We start from the raw sequence: 18,782 nt of genomic DNA, 5'->3' as shown, positions 1-18,782 counted from the left end.
CTAGAGCGGGATGACCAGCAGGGTGTCGATCTGGTTCGAGTCGGCGATCACGAGTCGGCTGCGCAGCATCGGCGTATCGCCGCCGGCAGGGCCCTCGAACACGATCTCGTCCAGGTAGCGTCCGGTGGAGAACAGCTTCTGCTCGCCGTTGTGCATGGTGCGCACGCACAGGTAGTTGGTCTGCGCCTTGACGGTGAAGCAGTCGGCCGGACTGCGGCCATCCATGCCGGCCTCCAGTACCTGGGTCGGGCCGATCACGTGGCGGTAGGTATGCGGCTCCCAGACGTTCACCTGGCGCAGCGAGTAGATGCGGTCGATCATCATGTCGCGGTTGTCGCAAAGGAGCATGCCGGCCACCCAGCCGCGCGCATGGTTCTCGCGCCCGGTGACCTGGTAGCGGCCGTCCTCGGTGAAGAACTGCGGCCAGCGTTCGTATTCGCCCTCGTCGATCGCATGCACATAGTCGACCATCAGGCGTTCGATCGCGCTGCGGCGCTCCGGGGTGATCATCGGTGCATTCGTCGGGGTGTTCGTCGCGGCCATGTTCAGCTGCCCATCAGTTCGCGGTAGGCCTTGTAGAAGCCGCGCACCGAAGTCTCGGTGGCGCGGGTCGGCTGGCCGTCGGCGGTCAGGCCGCCCATCTCGACCACGGCCTGCTTGTCGCGGTCGCCCTTGATCCCCTGTTGCACGAAGCCGCCGATCGCGCCATCTTCCATCGAGATGTAGCCGTGCGGGCCGACCAGGTTGCTCTGCTTGATCCGGATCGCACGCTGCTCGGGCGTATCCTCCTCGAACGCGACCACCGTCCAGATCAGTTCGCATTCGCCCGTGCCGCGGGTGATGATCTGCCGCGTGCCCACGGAGTTCAGGATCTGCTGGAGCACGAAGCCCGGCAGGATGCTCTGCAGGGCGTTGGTGATGTTGTCGTCGTACTCCATCCACTGCGCGATCAGCGACGGGTCGTTCAGCCCGAAGTCGGACTTCATCGTGCGCAGCTTGCCCGGGGAGTATTCCTCGTGGCCCTGGTCGGTCAGCCGCTTGGCGAACACGAGGTGGTGCCAGTTCGCCGGGTCGTGGCGGATGCCGCCCTCGGCCGACAGCCGGTTGAGCTTGAACGTCGCGAAGAACGCATGCAGCAGCGACGGGTGGTGCGTGTCGCGGCTGTTCTCGATGTACAGCTTCCAGTTGTTCGGCATGATGTGGTTGTAGCGGCCGATGATCTGCATCGTCCGGCCACGGATGGTGCGTCGGATGTGCGCGACCATCGGCTCGCCCAGGTACTGCTCCAGCGGCGGCGTGGCGTCGCTGAAGGTACCGAACACCAGGCCCTCGATCACCTCGACGCGCAGCCGGGTCAGTGCATGCTTCGACTTGTCGAAGCCCTCCGGCATGCCGCCCAGGCCGCCGACGCCCTTCTCGAAGGCGATGCCGCGCAGTTCGCCCGACTGGTCGAACGACCAGGCATGGTACGGGCAGACGAAGCTGCGCTTGCCCTGGCCGCGCGAGTCGTAGCAGAGTACCGAGCCCTTGTGCGTGCAGCGGTTGACCAGCGCGCTGATGCCGCCTTCGGCCGTGCGCACGACGATCACCGGGGTGTCGCCAACCTTGGTCAGAACGTAGTCGTTCGGCTTCGGGATCTCGCACTCGAGCGAGAGGAAATTCCAGGTGGGACCGCGGAATATGCGGTCCTGCTCCCAGGCGTAGATTTCGGGGTCGCCGTAGATGTGCAGCGGTATCCGCGACAGATCTTCCGTGGGCCACCGGATGAGTTCGCTGACGGGACGCACCCCGATCGCCTGGGCCATTGCGCTGCTCCTTGCTGCTCGGTTACCTGATCTCGAACACGGCATCGACCTCGACCGCGCAGTCCGACGGCAGGGCCGCCACGCCGATCGCGGTGCGCGAATGCTTGCCCGCCTCGCCGAACACCTCGACGAACAGGTCGGAGGCGCCGTTGATCACCGCCGGCTGCTCGTAGAACTTCGGGTCGGAGGCGACGAAGCCGCGCACCGACACGCAGCGCACCGCACGGTCCAGGTCGCCGCCCAGCGCCAGCTTGAGCGCGGCGATCAGGTTGATCGCACAGACCCGGGCGGCTGCCTTGCCGCCCGCCACGTCGATCTCCGCGCCCAGCTTGCCCTGGTGGGTCACCTTGCCATCGACGCGGCACACCTGGCCGGCCAGGAAGACGAGGTTCCCGGTGATCGCATACGGCAGGTAGTTCGCGACGGGGGTCGGTACCGGTGCCAGGGTGATGCCCATTTCCGCAAGCTTGGTTTCGTACTTGCCCATCATGCCTCCTCGAGTGCAGAGCCAGGCCCTGCGACGTCCATTGTCGATGCAGCCTTACGGCGATTCATCGGCGAACCGGCCGCAAGGCTGCGTTACGTCACTTCCCGCGCAGCGGAAGCACGGCGGCGAACTTCGAGCCGCGCACGCACATCTTGCCCTTCGGGTCCTGCCACAGCTTCTCGGTCGTATGCAGGTGGCCCAGCGCGCGCGCGACGGTCTGGAAATCGTACTCCGAGAAGTGCGCGGCGATATCCTGGTAGTAGCGCGGCTCGACCTCGATCATCGCAAGCACTTGCTGTGCCAGCGCCTCGACCTTGGCGTCGGTGGCACCCAGTGCCGCCGGCAGCGGATCGGCCTTGCCCGACACGTAGTCGTCGACCTTCGCCCGATCGGCGTAGGCATAGGCGATACGCTCGAAACGCTCGACCGGAATGCCCTCGCCGATGGTCGCATCGATGCCGACCTTGGCGCCGGTGGGCACCACGCCGTGCGGCATCACCGCCAGGCTGGAGTCGAGCGGCTTGGCGCGCGCGCCGGGGATGATGATCACGTCGCGGTCGCCCTGTACCCGCGTCGCGATCGCCCATTCGACGTCCATCGCGTTGAACGGGTCGATGTCCTCATCGACGATGACCACATGCTTCAGGTCCATCACCGACAGCGCGGCGAGCAGCGCGTTCTTGCCTTCGCCGGCCTGCTTCTTGATGGAGATGACCGCATGCCAGAACGCACAGCCGCCCAGCGTGACGTTGATCGCGACCGTCTGGATGCCGGCGGTCTTCAGCGCCGAGCGGATCGCGGTGTAGCGGGTCGGCGCGGCCAGCCAGGTGTTCTCCCAGGGCATGTGCAGCGCGTAGTACACCGCATTGCGGCGCATGGTGATCGCCTTCACGCGCACCAGCGGGTTCCAGTGCAGGCCGCCCATCAGGCGGGTGAACTCGCCGAAGCGGCCTTCCGGATGCGTCCAGCCGGTGGGCAGGATCTCGGCCTCGAGCACGATCTCGGAATCGGCCAGGCAGGGCAGGTCGATCGTCTCGCACTGGGCGAAGCGCACTGCCTCGCCGCGGATGCCGCCGGCGATGGCCATCTCGTCCACCCCCAGCGGCGCGCGGAAGCCCGAGCCCATGATCTCGAACGGATGGCAGCCGATCGAGATCGAGATCGGCAGCGGCTCGCCACGCTCGAGGGCGCGGGCGGCGAACAGCCGCATGTTGTTCGGCGTGACGATGTCGATGCCGGTGAGGTTCTTCTCTTTCACCATGAACCGGTAGACGCCGGCGTTCAAGCCATGCTCCGGGTCGCGCGCCATCACCACGCCCGCGGTGATCATCGGGCCGCCGTCGTAGATGGAAGACATCGGCACCGGCAGCTTGAACAGGTCGACGTCGTCGCCCTTGATCACGATCTCCTGGCAGGCGGCCTTCTCGATGTAGACCGGCGGGATCGGCTTGACGATGCCGCGCTGCAGCTTGTGCTCGATCTCGGCGTAATCATCGACCCCGATCGACAGCGTCGCGCGCTTCTGCGAGCGGATGATGCCCGACACCACAGGCATGTCGTAGCCGATCACATCGTGGAAGTAGAGCGCCTTGTCGGACTGGTCGACCAGCGTCGCGATGTGGCGGATGTCGACCGGCTGCTTCAGGTCGACCAGCTCGCCGGCCTCGCGCAGGCGGTCGAGGAACTGGCGGAAGTCTTCCTTTTCGTAGGCCATGGCGGGCTCAGCCTTTAGCGGGCGCCGGAGCGGGCGGCGCGGTGAAGTAGGTGCCGCGGCCGCTCGCGCACAGGTTGCCCGCCGCGTCGTAGACATAGGCTTCGGCACAGGTGAACTGGCCGCCGAAGCGCACGATCTTCCCGGTGCACTTCAGGTCGCCCTTGGCCGCGCGGTGGTAGTCGACGCGCAGGTCGATGGTCGGTACCGGGTTGCCGTTCTTCACGGCGATCGCGTAGTCGGCTACCACGTCGACCAGCGCGGCGAGGATGCCGCCGTGCGTATAGCCGCCAGCGGGGTTCACGACCCACTCCTCGCGCCATTTCGCGGCCATCTCGATGGTGTCTTCGCCGACCGAGGTGACGGTCAGGCCGAGCCATGAGTTGAAGGGGCTCTTGGCCAGGCGGGCATTCAGTTGTTCCGGGGTGGGCTTGTCTGCCATGCTCGATTCTCTCTGTTCGGGTGGTTGCAGGGGGGGCGGAACGCGTGCGCAGCGCCCCGCCGCGGTGCATCAGGGGGTGACGACGACCTTGCCGAAAACCTCGCGGTTCTCGATCAGAGCGAGGCCTTCCTTCGCCCGCTCGAGCGGCAGCACGACGTCGATCACCGGCTTCATCTCGCCCTTCTGGATCATCTCCATCAGCGCGCTCAGGTTCTCGTTGTAGAAGCTGTTCGAACCCTTGATGTTCAGTTCGAAGCTCCAGATGTAGCGCAGGTCTTCCTTCGGGTCGAAGCCGGCGGTGGCACCACAGGTGAGGATGCTGCCGCCGCGCTTGGTGCACTTGAGCGACGGAGCCCAGGTGTCACCACCGGTGAAGTTGATCACCACGTCGACGCCGCCCTCGTAGGTGCGGCGCTGCGGCTTGCCGAACTTCTCGTTCACCCACTTCGAGAAATCGGTGGTCTTGTAGTTGATCACATGGTCGGCGCCGAGGTCCTTCAGACGCTGGATCTTGTCGTCGCTCGAGGCGCAGGCGATGACTTCGGCGCCCAGCATCTTGGCCAGCAGCACGCAGCCGGTGCCCACGCCGCCGGAGGCGCCCAGCACCAGCACCTTGTCGCCCTTCTTGATCGTGTTGTGGGTGACGATCATCCGGTGCGCGGTGCCATAGGCGACCGGCAGTGCGCAGGCTTCCTCGAACGTCACGCCGTCGGGCATGCGGATCAGCTGCTTCTGGTTGACCAGGCACTTCTCGGCCAGGCCGCCGTCCATCATCTCGCCCATCAGGCCGATCTTCGGGTCGAGCGGGTTCACCAGCACGCGGTCGCCGACCTTCCAGCCTTCGACGCCGGCACCGACTTCGATGATCTCCCCGGCGAGGTCCAGGCCGATGATTACCGGCAGCGGGACCTTGATGCCGGGCATGCCGCGGACGGTGAACACGTCGTGGTAGTTGAAGGAGGTCGCGCGGGTGCGCAGGATGACGTGGCCTTCCTTGATCGTCGGATCTCGGTAATCGGCGATGTACTCGAGGTTGTCGAGGGGGCCATGGGACTTGAGCACGACTGCGCGCATATGGGAACTCCGTATCGATGTGGATGATGTATGGACGGCTGGCGGTCCGGACGGTACCGGATCGCAGCCTCAGGCTGGCATCGGGTAGATGCGGTTGACGCCGGTGGTGATCTTGTCTTCACCGACGCCGTATACGTGGATCGAGATCGCGATCGAATCCGACCGGTTGACGATCCGGTGGATGCCTTCGTGCCCGCTGTCGAAGCACGAGTCGCCGGCTGCGCGGCGCACGGTGCGTACCTCGACCGGGTGCAGGTCACCCGGTGACAGTCGGTAATGACTCTCCGTGATTTCGCCAGCGTACACGCCCACTGCGCACCAGGTGTGGTGGCCGTGCACCGGGCTGCCCTGGCCCGGACCCCAGACGATCGCCAGTATCGAGAACAGGCCGTTGGGGTCGGCGTACACCAGGTGCCGGGTGTAGGTGTCGGGCTTGCTGATGCGATGTTCTTCCGCCAGCAGGTCGAGATCGACCAGTGAGCCGCGGATTGCCGACAGCACGTCCTGCGGCCGGACTTCGCCATCGGCCAGCGCGGCGGCGGCGGTGCCGTCGATCAGCTTCTGCATTGAAGGCTTCATCCGAGGTCTCCGGTCGGGATTGCCATGGTCATCACGGCGCGGCTCTTCAGGGCGGCGGTCAGCACCATGTCGCGCGCGGCCTCGATCTGCTCGCGGCAGATCTGTTCCGCGGTGATGCCGTCGCCCCGCCGCAGCGCCTTCACCAGCGCGCCATGCTCGTGCTGCATTTCAGTCGTGCGGTCGCGCGAGGTCAGTCCCATGTGCAGCAGTCGAGTCATCTCGTCGAGCAGCGCCTCGATCGTGTGCGCGAGCCGCTGGTTGCCGGTGGCCTGGGCGATCGTCACGTGGAAGCTCGCGTTGGCCTCCAGGAACCGGTGCGTACTGGCGATATCGCCTGGCCGATAGCCGGCGCGGCAGACATCGTCGAGCAGCTTCAGCCGGCTGGCATCGACCTTGCCTGCGGCGAGCCGCGCGGCCTGCGGTTCGAGCATGAGCCGCAGTTCGAAGATGTCCTGGATGTCCTGCAGCGTGACCGGCGAGACCACGTAGCCGCGCCGGGGCATCGCGCGCACCAGCCCCTCGTGGGCAAGCCGCTGAAGGGCCATCCGGATCGGCGCCTTGCCGAACCCGTACTGCGCGCCCAGCTGGGATTCGGAGATGCCGGATCCGGGCGGCAGCATGCAGGAGATGATGTCATGCTTGATCCGGTCGTAGGCCTGGTCATTCAGAAGAGGACCGGCGCTGTCGGCGGTGGCCGCGGCGGCAACCACTTTCGGCGCGCGCGCCGGGTTGATCGCGGCAACGCCTGCGGGAACGGTCAGGTCGTTCACGCGGCCTCTGGCGGACAGGACGGCGTGCGGGGCTGCGGCTGGGATCGGGCGAAAGCATGAATCACGATGCGAATAGTCTAGAAAACCTGATCTGACATGTCAAACAACTTCTCTTGGCATGTCTGAATGCATTTCCACCGCTGCACGGATAATCCGCGCAGCGTCCGCGTCTACAACCCGCCCGAGGTCCGCCATGCCTGTCTTCCATCGTGCCCGTTCCCTCCTCGCAGCCGTTTCCTGCACGGCCGCTTTCGCGCTGGCGCTGGCAGGGCCGGTCCAGGCCCAGCCGGCCTGGCCAGCCAAGCCGGTGCGGCTGGTGGCAGGCTTCGCGCCGGGCGGCATCTCCGACATCCTCGCGCGCGTGGTCGGTGCCCGGCTGGGCGATGCGCTCGGGCAGCCAGTGCTCGTCGAGAACCGGGCCGGCGCGGGCGGCACCATCGGCGCGGACTTCGTCGCCAAGTCGGCGCCGGACGGCTACACGCTGTTCCTCGGCGTGAACGCAACGCAGTCGATCGCGCCGTCCCTGTACCCGAAGCTGCCGTACAACCCGGCCACCGATTTCGCGCCGATCACGATCGCCGCGGTCACGCCGGTGCTGCTGGTCACGCATCCATCGTTGCCGGTGAAGAGCGTGAAGGACCTGATCGCGATCGCGCGGGCCCAGCCGGGGCAGCTCAACTACGCGTCCACCGGGACCGGCGCATTGCCGCACCTCACTACCGAACTGTTCAGCCTGCGCGCCGGCGTGAAGATGAACCATGTGCCCTACAAGGGTGGCGCGCCGGCGATGATGGACCTGGTCGCGGGGCAGGTCTCGCTGATGTTCGACAACATCCCGACCGCGATCGCGCAGGTGCGCGCGAACAAGGTGCGCGCGCTTGCGGTCGCGCAGGCGAAGCGGACGCCGGCGGCCGCCGACATCCCGACGATGGCCGAGTCCGGGTTCCCCGGCTTCGAGGTGCTGTCCTGGCAGGGCTTCCTCGCCCCGGCGGGCACGCCGGGGGCCGTGGTGAACCGGCTCAACGCGGATATCCTGAAGGTGCTCGCGCAGCCTGACGTGCGCGAGCGGCTGACGGCGCAGGGCATCGAAATCCGGACATCGACACCCGCCGAATTCGCCGCGATCATCCGCGCCGACGCCGAGATCTGGGCAAAGGTGGTGAAGGCGACCGGCACGAAGATCGAGTGATGCCGGCGGCATTGCCCGGCCGTCTGCCGCTGGCTGCGACCGTGCGGCAGGGCGGGCCTGTTGCGCAGCGATCCCGGCTTTTGCCCTCGCGCCGTCGATCCTTGCGTGTACGCGCACCGCTACGGGATCGCGCCGCGGCTGAGCGGCGGTGCGCTCGGATCCACGAGGCCGGACTCCGCCGCGATGCGCGCGGACAGTCTCAGCAGCAGCCGGTCGTTGCCTCGTGCCGACACCAGCGACAGGCCGATGCCGACCGGCTGGCCGGCGTCGTCTACGCCGAGCAGCGGCAGCGTCACCTGCGGCAGGCCGCACAGCCCGGCGATCGCGAGGTTCACATGGGCGCTGCGCCGGAACATCTCCAGTTCATCGAGCGTCGCGTCGCGGCGCGGGGCGATGTCGTGGGTGGTCGGAACGAGCAGCACGCCGTGCGTGCCGAGCAATGCGCCGAGGCGGGCGGCGATCCTGCGCCGGACCGGCTCGGCGGCCTGCACGTCGGTTGCGGTGATCGCGGCCGCCGCGGCGAAGCGGGCATCGTTCCCCGGCTGCATCCGGCGCGGACGTGCGCGATACCACTCGCCGAACGTGTTCCACATCTGGCGGCCCTGGAACGGCCAGAACGCGTCCGCGTGGTCGGCCGGAGCACCGGAGCAGGCGGTGACCGGTCGTGAGCCCAGCCGTGCCGCCGCGTCGTGCAGCCGCTGCGCCACTGTGGGTGTGCACAGGTCGAACAGGTCTGCCGCGTGGATCAGGCGTCCCGGCGGGGCGTCTCCGTTATCCAGTGGCGGCGGCAGCAGGACGTCGCCCACCCGTGCCAGCAGGCCGGCCTCGCGTGCAAACCAGCCGCAGGTATCGAAGGCCGGTGCCAGTGCGAGGCAACCGGAGAGCGGTATCGCGCCGTGTGTCGGGCGCATGCCGTACAGGCCGCAGAAGGTGGCCGGTACCCGTACGCTGCCGCCGGTGTCTGTGCCGATCGCGAAGTCGACCAGGCCTGCGGCGACGGCCGAAGCCGAACCCGACGACGATCCGCCGGGCACGCGCCCGGGCGAGAGCGGATTGAGCGGCATGCCGTCGCCGGAGGTGTTGCCTAGCAGGCCGCAAGCGAGCTCGTCGGTGATCGTCTTGCCGTCGAGCGATGCACCGGAATCGAGCAGCCGACTGATGGCCCAGGCGGTCGCGCGCGCAGGCCGGGCGTCGGCGGCCCAGTCGTCGTTGCCGCCGCGCGTCGTTTCGCCAGCGACGTCGTAAAGGTCCTTCGCGGCAAAGCGCAGATCGGCGAGCGGGCCCGACGCCGAGCCTGCGCGCTGCAGCCGCGGCCCGGGGATGAACGGCCCTGACGCCGGCGCCGTGCTGCCATCGGTTTCGCTGGACGCTGCAGGCGAGGTCATCGTACGAGCACTATACCGCGCCGGAATCGTTCTAAACTCGGGCGCATGGACAATGCATCTGCGGCGTACGCGAGCGTCGGCCATCCGGTGCGGCGCACGGAGGATGAACGCCACCTGCACGGTGCAGGCCGCTTCGTCGCGGACATCCCGTGGCCCGGTGCGCTGCACCTCGCATTCGTGCGCAGCACCGTCGCGCACGGCGTGGTGCGTGCGGTGCGTGCGCCGGCGCTCGGGGCCGGCGAGTCGTTCTGGACGGCAGCCGATCTGCACGATCTCGCGCGGCCGATCGTCGCGAAGCTGAATCGTCCCGGGTTCCAGGCCGCCGCCTATCCGTGCCTGGCGACCGACCGGGTGCGCTTCGCGGGTCAGACGATCGCGGCGGTGGTCGCATCGAGCCGGGCGCGGGCCGAGGACCTCGCCGAGCAGGTCGAGGTCGACATCGAGCCGTTGCCGGCGATCGCCTCCGCGCGCGCCGCGTTCGCGCCCGGCGCGCCGCTGATGCATGAGGGCTGGGCGGGCAACCACTTCATGAAGTTCACCCGGACCTTCGGCGACTTCGATGACGCGGTCGCGCGCGCCGAGGTGCACCTGACCCGGCGCTACCGGATGGAACGGCTGGCGCCGTCTCCCCTCGAGACGCGTGGCTGCCTGTCGGTGTTCGACCGCGCGCAGGGCCGGCTGCTGTTCCATACCTGCTGCCAGCGGCCGCACATCCAGCGCGATTTCCTGGCCGAGCAGCTGATCGGCATCGACCAGCACCGCATCCAGGTGGTGGTGCCCGATGTCGGCGGTGCGTTCGGCGTCAAGACCAACCTGTATCCGGAAGAGCTTGCGGTGGCCGCGATCTCGATCAGGCTCGGCACCGCGGTGCGCTGGATCGAAGACCGGATGGAGCACCTGCTGTCCGCCTGTCATGCGCGCGAGAACGACGAGACCGTCACCGTCCACGCGAACCGCGATGGCGAGATCCTCGCCCTGGAAGCCGAATACCTGGTCGACGGTGGCGCCTACTCGATGCTGCCTTCGACCAGCGCAGTCGAGGCCAACATGTCGGCCAACGTCATGCCCGGGCCGTACCGCATCCGCAACTACCGCGCGACCGCAATGAGTGCCTGCACCAACAAGGCGCCGACCGGCCCGTACCGGGGCGTCGGGCGGCCCGCGGCCTGCTTCGCGATGGAACGCACGCTGGACGAACTGGCCCATGTGCTGGGCATCGAGCCGCACGTGCTTCGGCGGCGCAACCTGATCCCCACCGATGCGTTTCCGTATACCTCCGCGACCGGGCTGGTCTACGACACCGGCAACTATCCACCGATGATGGATACCGCAGTGCGTGCGCTCGGCCATGCAGAAGTGCGCGCGGCGCAGCAGGCCGCACCGGCGGATGCACGCGAACGCATCGGCATCGGCTACGCTTGGTACGTCGAGCAGACCGCGCACACGGCGAAGGAATTCTTCGCGCGCGGCTCTGTCGTGCTCTATGGGTTCGAAAGTGCGCGCATCCGGATGGACATCGCCGGTTCGCTCACCATCGAGACCAGCGTCTGCTCGCACGGCCAGGGCCATGCGACGACGCTCGCCCAGATCGCGAGCGAGGTGACGTCGATCCCGATGGAGCGGATCAGCGTGCGTGCCGGCGATACCGATGTCGTGCCCTACGGCAACGGCACCTTCGCGTCGCGCTCGGTCGTGCTCGCGGGCGGCGCGGTACACCAGGCTTGCGGGCGCCTGGTCGACCGGCTGCGCGCGATCGCCGCGCACTTGATGCAGGCCGCGCCCGACGGGCTCTCGGTCGGTGCGCAGGCCGTGCACGGGCCCGAGGGTACTGCGCCGCTGCCGTTCGCGCGGCTTGCCCAGGTGGCGCTGCAGTACGTACATGAACTGCCCGACGGCATCGAGCCCGGGCTCGAGTTCCTCGCGAGCTATCGCCCGCCGGTCGAGACCGGCGCCTTCTCGGCGGGCGTACATGCGGCCCGGGTCGCGGTCGACACCGAGACCGGGGCCGTCCGGCTGCTCGACTACCTGGTCGTCGAGGACTGCGGACAGACCATCAACCCGATGATCGTCGACGGGCAGGTCTACGGCGGTGTCGCACAGGGCATCGGACAGGCGCTGCTGGAAGAGATCCGCTACGACGATCAGGGACAGCCGGGCACGGTCACGCTCGCCGACTACCTGTTGCCGGGCTTCGGCGAAGTGCCCGAGGTGCGCATCGAGCACCAGCACACGCTGTCGCCGTTCACCGCCTACGGCATGAAGGGCACTGGCGAGGGCGGCTGCATCGGCGGGCCGGCCGCGATCGGCAACGCAGTGACCGATGCCCTGCGCGGGCTGGGCGTGTCGGTGACGCGCGCACCGGTCACCGCGCGCGATGTTTGGACGGCGCTGCAGGCGGCGCGCGCGTGCGCGGGCACCGGCGACCAGCACGCCGGGCCGGCGTTCACCTGGATGCCACCGCAATGAAGCCGGTGCCGTTCAGTTACCGGCTTGCAGCCTCGCTCGAGGAGGCGGTCGCCGCGCTCGCTGGCGCCGGTGCCGACGACGATGTACGCGTGATCGCCGGCGGCCAGAGCCTGGGTCCGATGCTCAACCTGCGCATGGTGCGGCCGACGCTGCTGCTCGACATCCATCGCATCGAAGGGTTGCGCGCGATCGACGTGCTGCCCGACGGTGGGGTGCGCATCGGTGCCTGCGTGACGCATGCGATGCTGGAGGACCTGCCTTCCGGCGATCGGTTGCCGCCCGGGCTCGCCGACGTGCTGCGCCATGTCGCGGGCGGGATCGCCTACCGGGCCATACGTTGCCGCGGCACCATCGGCGGCAGCCTCGCGCATGCCGATCCGGCGGCCGACTGGCCGAGTGCGCTGGCCGCGCTCGGTGCGACGATCGAACTCGCCGGGCCTGCCGGCTGGCGCAGCGTGCCGGCGCGTGCGTTCTGCCTCGGCCTGTTCGAGACCGCGATCGAGCCGGGCGAGGTGGTGGCTGCGGTCGTGCTGCCCGGTTCCGCCATCCGTCGCTGGGGCCATCGCAAGCACTGCCGCAAGGTCGGCGAGTTCGCGCATGCAATGGCCGTCTGCATCGACCGCGGCGGCGAGGACATCGAGGTCTGGCTCGGGGCGACCGGTGGCGCGCCGGTCGCGATCGCACTCGACCATGCCGCGCTCGCCGGCATCGGCGGCAGCGAAGCGCAGCGGCGTGCGGCCCTGCGCGAGCGCATCGCGGCGGCGCTGCCCGACTCGATCGCCCCGGGCGATGCCTACGCGCGGCACCTGCATGCGCAGATGGCCGGCGAAGCCGTGAACGACATACTGGTGAACCGATGATGGATGCTCCAGCAGAAGCCGCGATCGACCTGCAACTCACCGTCAATGGCACTGCACGGCAGGTCCGTATCGAGGCGCGCACGTCACTGTGCGACCTGCTGCGCGACGCGCTGCACCTCACCGGCACGCACGCCGGCTGCGAGCACGGTGTCTGCGGCGCATGCACCGTGTTGCTCGACGGCCAGCCGGTGCGTGCCTGCATCACGCTGGCTGTGGCCTGCGACGGACGCGCAGTGACTACGGTCGAGGGGCTGTCCGGCTCGCTGGTCGAGCGCCTGCGCGAAGCCTTCCATGCAGAGCATGCACTGCAGTGCGGCTACTGCACGCCCGGCATGCTGGTGTCCGCGGTCGACCTGCTCCAGCGCAAGCCCTGCGCGGGGGAGGACGAGATCCGGCGCGACATGTCGGGCAACCTGTGCCGCTGCACCGGCTATGTCGGCATCGTGCGCGCGATCCGCTCCTGTGCGCACAGCTGAGCGCAGCCGCGCCCCGGCGTCCCTGGGCGCGGCTTGCCGCCACGCGCCGTTGGGGCGACCATAACGTCTTTCGATCTGTACGCGACCTTTCCACGAACAGGAGAACAGCCATGTCCCGCCTCCGTCACATCGCCCTCAGCGTTCCCGATCCGTGGAAGGCAGCCCAGTTCTACATGCAGGCGTTCGGCATGAAGAAGGTCGGCGAGACCGATTCGTCGCTGGCGCGCGGCGTGTACCTCACCGACGGCTTCATCAACATGGCCCTGCTCAACTACAAGTCGGACGAAGCGGCCGGTGAAGAGCGCGGCAAGGACTATGTCGGCATCCACCACTTCGGCTTCTGGGTCGACGACGTCGAGCAGACCGTCAAGGATGTCGAGGCCGCCGGTGGCAAGTACTACATGGGCGAGGTGCCGGTGCTCAGCAACATCTTCTACGAAGTGAAGGTGCGCGACCCGCATGGCGTGATCATCGACACCACCGCCCACGGCTGGGGTGGCGCTTCGAAGGACGGCACCGGCCAGGATGTGCACGTGAAGCTGCGCCATGAAGGGCTGGTCGCCGATCGCGTCGGGCTCGCCGAAAAAGTCGGCTGAGAAAATCCGGGTCAGACCCTGGGGTCAGACCCGGACGTCGTGCGCCTGACCGTGGGGTCAGACCCCGGTCTTTACTGCACGGCGTTGGCGCTCTTCAGGCTGTCGAACAGGGCGCCGCGCATCAGGAAGGCCTTGTGCAGTCCGATGTCCTCGCAGGTGCGCCGCATCTCGTCCAGGTTCTGCCGGCGCTTGACCGGGTCGCTCTCTTCGAGCGACTTCTTGTTGCGGATGGTCTGGGCCTGCACGAAGTCGACCTGGGCCTTGCGCCGCTGCCGCGTGTAGCGGTCGAGCAGGTCGGGCGATGCGCCGTCGAAGCGGATGGCGGCCAGCTTGTCGGCGAGGTTCATCGCGTCGTGGATGCCGCCGTTCATGCCCATGCCGCCGATCGGGTTGTTCACGTGCGCGCTGTCGCCGGCGAGCAGGACGCGGCCCCGATTGAATGTCTCGGCGACCCGCTGGTGGACCTTGTACAACCCGACATAGGCGATGTCGTAGCCGCCGGTGCGCGGGAAGAACTTCTGGAAGCGCGCCTGGATGCGCTCGTCGCTCAAGGCGACTTCGTCCGGCTCGCTGGCCGGCACCGGGAAGATGCCGCGCCAGATGCCGGGTTCGCCCGGGCCCTTCACCTTGAACAGGTTGAGCCACTCGTCGGGGTCGGAGAAGTAGTTGCGCGTGCAGAAGCCGGCACTGGTGCCGAGGAAGTCGAAGGTAGTGCCGATCTTCAGGAAGCGCTCTTCCCAGGTGAAGCCCTCGAATGCGATGCCAGCCAGCTTGCGTACCGTGCTGCGGCCGCCGTCGGTGCCGATCACGTAGTCGCCCTGCAGCGTGCGCGATTCGCCATCGACTTCCACCGTGAGGGTCACGCCGTCGGCCGTCTGTTCGAGCCCGGTCAGCGTGTGTGAGAACAGCACTTCGGCACTGCCGTCGGAGGGCAGGTGGGCGAGGGCCGAGCGCGCGAGCTTGTACTGTTCCCACTGCAGGCAGAACGGATACCTCACCTCGTCCTTCAGCAGCCCCAGGTCGAACTCCGCGATGCGCTCTCCCGTCACGCGGTCCCAGAAGTGGAACAGCGGCGACTTCAGCCCGGTTTCCCAGCCGTCTTTCTCGATGCCGAGCGCCTCGAGCATCTCGATGGTCGGCGGATGCACGGTCGCCGCACGCTGGTCGTCCACCGGCCCGGGGTTGGACTCGATCAGCGTCACCGGAATGCCGCGCTTCGCCAGCGCCAGCGTCATCACCGCTCCGACCGGGCCGGCCCCCACGACGTAGATGCGATCGGACGTTCCTGAAGGTTTCGACATCTGCTTCTCCGGTACATGCCGCGCTGTCGCCGGTCGGCGCTCGCGATCGAAGATCGATCCTCCATCGTACCAAGTGATGACGCGCGACGGCAGGGCCGCACCGGCTGTCGTTCGGCGGGTGCGCCCTGGTGCATCGATGCACCGGGCCGGTGCGCGCCGGTCGCGCGCAGGATTCCCGTGGCGCGGGCATCATTGGCGATCCGATCGACCCGATGCATGGTGCAGGATGAATGCCGGCAAACCGACCACGCCGTTTCACCGCATGCCCGTCGTTCCCATCGCGCTGGCGCTGCTGTCAATGCCGATGCTGCCTTCGCACGTGTCTGCCCAGGGCGCTCCATCGCTGCCCGCAAAGCAGATCCGCGTGATCGTCGCGCTTGCGCCCGGCGGCGGCACTGACGTGGTGACCCGCATCGTCGCCTCACGGCTCACCGATATCTGGGGCACGCCTGTGATCGTCGAGAACCGCGCCGGCGCCGGGCAGATCATCGGGACCGAGTTCGTCGCGCGGGCACTGCCCGATGGCGCGACGCTGCTCGCCGTCACGCCTGCGCATGTGATCAACGCGACGTTGCACGAGAAGCTGCCCTACCGCTGGGATCGCGACTTCGTGCCGATCGTGAACATGGCGGCAACCGCCAACGTGCTGGTCGTGCATCCGTCGCTGCCGGTGAAGACAACCAAGGAACTGATCGCGCTCGTGCGCAGCCGCCCCGGGCAGATGCATTACGGGTCGAGCGGTGTCGGTGGCGCGTCCCACCTCGCGTTCGAACTGTTCAACGCGATGGCGAATCTCGACCTGGTGCACGTGCCGTACAAGGGCGGGCCACCCGCCGTGCAGGATCTCCTCGCGGGGCAGATCTCGCTGCTGATGGGCAACATGCCGTCGGTGCTGCAGCACGTTCGCTCCGGGCGCATGCGCCCGCTGGCCATCGCGAGCAGCCGACGCTCGCCGCTGTTGCCCGAGGTGCCGACGGTGGCCGAGTCGGCGCTGCCCGGCTACGAGGCGGCGAACTGGAACGGGCTGGTCGCCCCCGCAGGGGTGCCGCAGGACCTGGTGATGCGCTACAACGCCGACGTCGTGCGGGTGGTCACTGAACCTGCCATCCGCGAGCGCCTGTCGTCGAGCGGCTTCGACCCGATCGGCGACACGTCCGCGCAGTTCTCCGCGTACCTGAAGGCCGAGTTCCAGCGGTGGGCGACGGTGATCCGGTTGCGCGGGATCAGGGCCGAGCAGGCGCGGCGCTCTGCCGTCGCCTGAAGCGGCCTGCGCTCGAGCCCGGAGTCATCGACCTGCCCGCAGTCATCGCCCTGGCGGCTGCGTATCGCCCAGCAGGCGCTCGAGTTGCCGGCGCAGGTCTTCGAAGTCGATCCGTTCCGGGGAGGCGCTGCCTGCGCCGCCGGGCGCGGCGCGCGGTACCGTGTCTTCCGGGCGCGGGAGCGCCGGATCGCCCGTCACTGCGGCCGCGCCAGGTTCCGCGCCCGCAGGCGCATCGGGCGCGCTCGGCGGCAACGCGTCCGGCACGGCGGCCGCCTCCGGGGACGCACGGGTGGCGACCGCGGCCGTGGGATACGCAGGCCGTGGATCGGGAGGGGGCCCCCCCATCATCGGGAAGTAGATCCAGAGCAGGCTGAGCATGCCTGCAGCCACCATCAGGAAGAACAGCAGGAACATCTGGGTCCGGTCCCGGCGCGCTCGCGGCTCAGCCGCCGCGGCCGCTGCGTTCCGCCTGCTGCCCGGCCCACCACTGCTGCAGCCAGCCGGTGTTGCCGCCGAGTGCGACGATCTCTTTCAGGCTGTCGGCCAGCGGCGGATACTCTCGTCGCGTGCTCCGGGTGTGGTTGATGAACATGCCGCTGTCGAAATCGACCTCGAGCTCGTCCCCGGTCTCGCATTCCTCGGTCGCGCCCTGGCAGTCGGTGAGCACGCGCAATCCGGCACCGATCGCACCGCGGTAGCCGAGGAAGGGCATCGACTCGCATACCAGCCCGAGGCCGAGCGCCTGCATCGCGATGTAGCCATTCATCTTGGGGCCCATGCCGAAGCTGCGGCCGGCGACGACGATGTCGCCAGGCCTGCAGCGCGAGTGGAAACCCGGATCCGTCTCCTCGAACAGGTGCGGGATGATTTCGACGGGATCCATGTGCCGGCCGGTCACGATCCATCCGGGCACGACGCCGCCCTGGTGCTGGATGTCGTGGCCGAGCACCCACGCGCGTCCTCGCAACCGCCAGTCGTGGCGTTTCACCGGGTCGGGTTTGCCGATGGCATTCATGGCTGCTTCGCTCCGTTGGTTCGTTCGATCAGGCTTCGGGCCGCATGCCGGGAAGTCACTGGACGAAGTCCATCACCGTGCGTGGATCGACTATACGGCCGGCGACCGCCGATGCGGCCACCGTCGCCGGATTGCCGAGGAAGAGCTTTGCGTCCTTCGGGCCGATGCGGCCGTTGTTGTTGCCGGCGAACGTGGAGATGGAGACCTCGCCGCCATCGACGGGGCCGATGACGCCATCGTTGCACACGCCGCAACCCGCGGGCAGCATGACCGCGCCGGCGTCGATGAAGACCTTCATCAGGCCGTCGTCGAGCATCCGGCGCGACGACCCTGTGCTGCCCGGCGCAATCATCATCCGGACACCCGGGGCGATACGCTTGCCCGCGAGCGCACGCGCGGCGAGCTGCAGGTCTTCATAGTGGCCCGAGCCACAGGAGCCGATGAACGCATGGTCGACCGCGGTGCCGGCGACTTCGGAGACATCGACCGCCCGGTGCACGCCGCCGGGCAGCGCGACCTGCGGCTCGATCGACGAGATGTCGAGCGACAGCCTGGCCTCGTAGTTCGCGTTGTCGTCCGGGTACACCGGGGTGAACGGACGCTGCGCGACCGCTTTCGCGCGCTCGAGGATGGCCGCCGAAGGGGGGAAGAAAGTGCCGTAGGCGCGCACCTCCGTCGGGGAGCTGCACAGCGCGGTGCGCTGGGCGAGGTCGAACTGATCGAGGTCGCCGGCGAATTCGAGCACCCGATAATCCGGGTTCACGCCCCAGCTACCGCCTTCACGGAAGTGCTTCGCGATCACGAAGCCGATGTCGCGGCCGAACACGCCCGGCCGTGCGCGTCCGGTCAGCGCGAGGCGGATGGTTTTCGGCACCATCACCCAGTTGGTGCCGGTGGCCAGCACCCGGCTGATCTCGGACCCCATCCGGAAGCCGAACGCGCCGATCGCACCTGCATTGGTCGAATGCCGATCGTTGTCGAAGTAGAACATGCCGGGCAGCAGCAGTCCCGATTCCATCGGGAAGATGTGGCCGTGGCCGCCCTGGCCGACATCGTAGAAGCGGCCTACGCCCCACTGCTTCGCGGCCCGGCGGTTGGCGGCGCCGCGCTCGGCCGAGCGGGCGTTCGGGTAGATGACCTCATGGTCGGTGACGATCATCACGCGCTCCGGCTGCGCCAGCCGGTCGATGCCCAGCTGGTCGAGCTCGCGTTTCGCCGACAGCACCACGCCGTCATGGATCATCACGAAATCGGGCTGCGGTTCCACCACGTCGCCGGCGCGCAGCTCGCTGCGGCCACTGCACGAGGCCAGGACTTTCTCTACCGCGGTCATCGGCATGCTGGGTTCCTGCTCAGGTTGCTGCG

General features: G+C 68.2%; 19 protein-coding genes. 6 read left to right on the top strand and 13 right to left on the bottom strand.

The window, feature by feature from the left end; genetic code table 11:
- The 8 genes from ING98_19290 to ING98_19255 all read right to left on the bottom strand — a co-directional run bounded on the left by ING98_19290 (position 1) and on the right by ING98_19255 (position 6,718).
- On the bottom strand, positions 1-543 hold the full coding sequence (locus ING98_19290; GenBank protein MCA3104018.1) for an aromatic-ring-hydroxylating dioxygenase subunit beta: 543 nt from the start codon (positions 541-543) through the stop codon (positions 1-3).
- Positions 544-545: 2 nt separating this feature from the next.
- Positions 546-1,805, bottom strand: coding sequence for a Rieske 2Fe-2S domain-containing protein (locus ING98_19285; GenBank protein MCA3104017.1), 1,260 nt, complete (start codon positions 1,803-1,805; stop codon positions 546-548).
- Between the two features lie 22 nt (positions 1,806-1,827).
- Entirely contained in the window at positions 1,828-2,295 is a 468-nt protein-coding gene (locus tag ING98_19280; protein ID MCA3104016.1) for a RidA family protein, read from the bottom strand.
- Positions 2,296-2,389: 94 nt separating this feature from the next.
- Complete coding sequence (locus ING98_19275; protein ID MCA3104015.1) at positions 2,390-4,006, bottom strand: UbiD family decarboxylase; 1,617 nt, start codon at positions 4,004-4,006, stop codon at positions 2,390-2,392.
- Between the two features lie 7 nt (positions 4,007-4,013).
- On the bottom strand, positions 4,014-4,445 hold the full coding sequence (locus ING98_19270) for a PaaI family thioesterase (GenBank protein ID MCA3104014.1): 432 nt from the start codon (positions 4,443-4,445) through the stop codon (positions 4,014-4,016).
- Positions 4,446-4,514: 69 nt separating this feature from the next.
- Entirely contained in the window at positions 4,515-5,519 is a 1,005-nt protein-coding gene (locus ING98_19265; protein MCA3104013.1) for a zinc-binding dehydrogenase, read from the bottom strand.
- A gap of 69 nt (positions 5,520-5,588) precedes the next feature.
- Positions 5,589-6,098, bottom strand: a complete 510-nt coding sequence (locus tag ING98_19260) for a cysteine dioxygenase family protein (protein ID MCA3104012.1) — start codon at positions 6,096-6,098, stop codon at positions 5,589-5,591.
- Positions 6,095-6,718: a GntR family transcriptional regulator gene (locus tag ING98_19255; GenBank protein ID MCA3104011.1), complete on the bottom strand. Its 624-nt coding sequence runs from the start codon at positions 6,716-6,718 to the stop codon at positions 6,095-6,097. The genes ING98_19260 and ING98_19255 overlap by 4 nt, the downstream gene beginning before the upstream one ends.
- A gap of 343 nt (positions 6,719-7,061) precedes the next feature.
- On the opposite strand from ING98_19255, the gene ING98_19250 reads away from it, so the two are divergent.
- On the top strand, positions 7,062-8,057 hold the full coding sequence (locus ING98_19250; GenBank protein MCA3104010.1) for a tripartite tricarboxylate transporter substrate binding protein: 996 nt from the start codon (positions 7,062-7,064) through the stop codon (positions 8,055-8,057).
- Between the two features lie 119 nt (positions 8,058-8,176).
- Here the strand turns inward: ING98_19250 and ING98_19245 are convergent, their stop codons facing one another.
- Positions 8,177-9,442: an amidase gene (locus ING98_19245; GenBank protein ID MCA3104009.1), complete on the bottom strand. Its 1,266-nt coding sequence runs from the start codon at positions 9,440-9,442 to the stop codon at positions 8,177-8,179.
- 45 nt (positions 9,443-9,487) lie between these two features.
- Between ING98_19245 and ING98_19240 the strand changes: the two genes are divergently transcribed.
- The 4 genes from ING98_19240 to ING98_19225 all read left to right on the top strand — a co-directional run bounded on the left by ING98_19240 (position 9,488) and on the right by ING98_19225 (position 13,840).
- A complete protein-coding gene (locus ING98_19240) occupies positions 9,488-11,908 on the top strand; it encodes a xanthine dehydrogenase family protein (GenBank protein MCA3104008.1) in 2,421 nt (806 codons plus the stop codon).
- Positions 11,905-12,768 (top strand): FAD binding domain-containing protein, encoded by an 864-nt coding sequence (locus ING98_19235; protein ID MCA3104007.1) that lies wholly within the window; start codon positions 11,905-11,907, stop codon positions 12,766-12,768. Before ING98_19240 ends, ING98_19235 begins: the two co-directional genes overlap by 4 nt.
- Complete coding sequence (locus tag ING98_19230) at positions 12,768-13,244, top strand: (2Fe-2S)-binding protein (GenBank protein ID MCA3104006.1); 477 nt, start codon at positions 12,768-12,770, stop codon at positions 13,242-13,244. Before ING98_19235 ends, ING98_19230 begins: the two co-directional genes overlap by 1 nt.
- Positions 13,245-13,354: 110 nt before the next feature.
- Positions 13,355-13,840: a VOC family protein gene (locus tag ING98_19225; protein ID MCA3104005.1), complete on the top strand. Its 486-nt coding sequence runs from the start codon at positions 13,355-13,357 to the stop codon at positions 13,838-13,840.
- Positions 13,841-13,911: 71 nt separating this feature from the next.
- Here the strand turns inward: ING98_19225 and ING98_19220 are convergent, their stop codons facing one another.
- Positions 13,912-15,141 (bottom strand): FAD-dependent monooxygenase, encoded by a 1,230-nt coding sequence (locus ING98_19220; GenBank protein MCA3104004.1) that lies wholly within the window; start codon positions 15,139-15,141, stop codon positions 13,912-13,914.
- A gap of 262 nt (positions 15,142-15,403) precedes the next feature.
- On the opposite strand from ING98_19220, the gene ING98_19215 reads away from it, so the two are divergent.
- Positions 15,404-16,402: a tripartite tricarboxylate transporter substrate binding protein gene (locus ING98_19215; GenBank protein MCA3104003.1), complete on the top strand. Its 999-nt coding sequence runs from the start codon at positions 15,404-15,406 to the stop codon at positions 16,400-16,402.
- Positions 16,403-16,444: 42 nt separating this feature from the next.
- On the opposite strand, the gene ING98_19210 is transcribed toward ING98_19215, so the two are convergent.
- Genes ING98_19210 through ING98_19200 form a run of 3 tightly spaced genes read right to left on the bottom strand, consistent with a single transcriptional unit; the run spans position 16,445 to position 18,756 of the window.
- On the bottom strand, positions 16,445-16,816 hold the full coding sequence (locus tag ING98_19210; GenBank protein ID MCA3104002.1) for a hypothetical protein: 372 nt from the start codon (positions 16,814-16,816) through the stop codon (positions 16,445-16,447).
- A gap of 28 nt (positions 16,817-16,844) precedes the next feature.
- Positions 16,845-17,417, bottom strand: a complete 573-nt coding sequence (locus tag ING98_19205) for a hypothetical protein (GenBank protein MCA3104001.1) — start codon at positions 17,415-17,417, stop codon at positions 16,845-16,847.
- Between the two features lie 55 nt (positions 17,418-17,472).
- Positions 17,473-18,756 (bottom strand): 3-isopropylmalate dehydratase, encoded by a 1,284-nt coding sequence (locus tag ING98_19200; protein ID MCA3104000.1) that lies wholly within the window; start codon positions 18,754-18,756, stop codon positions 17,473-17,475.
- Positions 18,757-18,782: the final 26 nt, after the last annotated feature.

This window comes from Rhodocyclaceae bacterium (assembly GCA_020248265.1).
GTDB lineage: Bacteria > Pseudomonadota > Gammaproteobacteria > Burkholderiales > CAIKXV01 > CAIKXV01.
The sequence above is the reverse complement of the archived record's forward strand: the minus strand, read 5'-3'. Positions and strand labels throughout refer to the sequence as shown.

Bases quoted from the DNA above. Each gene is read 5' to 3' on its own strand.
- ING98_19210 (MCA3104002.1), bottom strand. From the start codon at position 16,816: ATGTTCCTGCTGTTCTTCCTGATGGTGGCTGCAGGCATGCTCAGCCTG.
- ING98_19250 (MCA3104010.1), top strand. From the start codon at position 7,062: ATGCCTGTCTTCCATCGTGCCCGTTCCCTCCTCGCAGCCGTTTCCTGC.
- ING98_19265 (MCA3104013.1), bottom strand. From the start codon at position 5,519: ATGCGCGCAGTCGTGCTCAAGTCCCATGGCCCCCTCGACAACCTCGAG.
- ING98_19220 (MCA3104004.1), bottom strand. From the start codon at position 15,141: ATGTCGAAACCTTCAGGAACGTCCGATCGCATCTACGTCGTGGGGGCC.
- ING98_19260 (MCA3104012.1), bottom strand. From the start codon at position 6,098: ATGAAGCCTTCAATGCAGAAGCTGATCGACGGCACCGCCGCCGCCGCG.
- ING98_19285 (MCA3104017.1), bottom strand. From the start codon at position 1,805: ATGGCCCAGGCGATCGGGGTGCGTCCCGTCAGCGAACTCATCCGGTGG.
- ING98_19235 (MCA3104007.1), top strand. From the start codon at position 11,905: ATGAAGCCGGTGCCGTTCAGTTACCGGCTTGCAGCCTCGCTCGAGGAG.
- ING98_19255 (MCA3104011.1), bottom strand. From the start codon at position 6,718: ATGCTGCCGCCCGGATCCGGCATCTCCGAATCCCAGCTGGGCGCGCAG.
- ING98_19245 (MCA3104009.1), bottom strand. From the start codon at position 9,442: ATGACCTCGCCTGCAGCGTCCAGCGAAACCGATGGCAGCACGGCGCCG.
- ING98_19275 (MCA3104015.1), bottom strand. From the start codon at position 4,006: ATGGCCTACGAAAAGGAAGACTTCCGCCAGTTCCTCGACCGCCTGCGC.
- ING98_19225 (MCA3104005.1), top strand. From the start codon at position 13,355: ATGTCCCGCCTCCGTCACATCGCCCTCAGCGTTCCCGATCCGTGGAAG.
- ING98_19290 (MCA3104018.1), bottom strand. From the start codon at position 543: ATGGCCGCGACGAACACCCCGACGAATGCACCGATGATCACCCCGGAG.
- ING98_19240 (MCA3104008.1), top strand. From the start codon at position 9,488: ATGGACAATGCATCTGCGGCGTACGCGAGCGTCGGCCATCCGGTGCGG.
- ING98_19215 (MCA3104003.1), top strand. From the start codon at position 15,404: ATGCCCGTCGTTCCCATCGCGCTGGCGCTGCTGTCAATGCCGATGCTG.
- ING98_19280 (MCA3104016.1), bottom strand. From the start codon at position 2,295: ATGATGGGCAAGTACGAAACCAAGCTTGCGGAAATGGGCATCACCCTG.
- ING98_19230 (MCA3104006.1), top strand. From the start codon at position 12,768: ATGGATGCTCCAGCAGAAGCCGCGATCGACCTGCAACTCACCGTCAAT.
- ING98_19205 (MCA3104001.1), bottom strand. From the start codon at position 17,417: ATGAATGCCATCGGCAAACCCGACCCGGTGAAACGCCACGACTGGCGG.
- ING98_19270 (MCA3104014.1), bottom strand. From the start codon at position 4,445: ATGGCAGACAAGCCCACCCCGGAACAACTGAATGCCCGCCTGGCCAAG.
- ING98_19200 (MCA3104000.1), bottom strand. From the start codon at position 18,756: ATGCCGATGACCGCGGTAGAGAAAGTCCTGGCCTCGTGCAGTGGCCGC.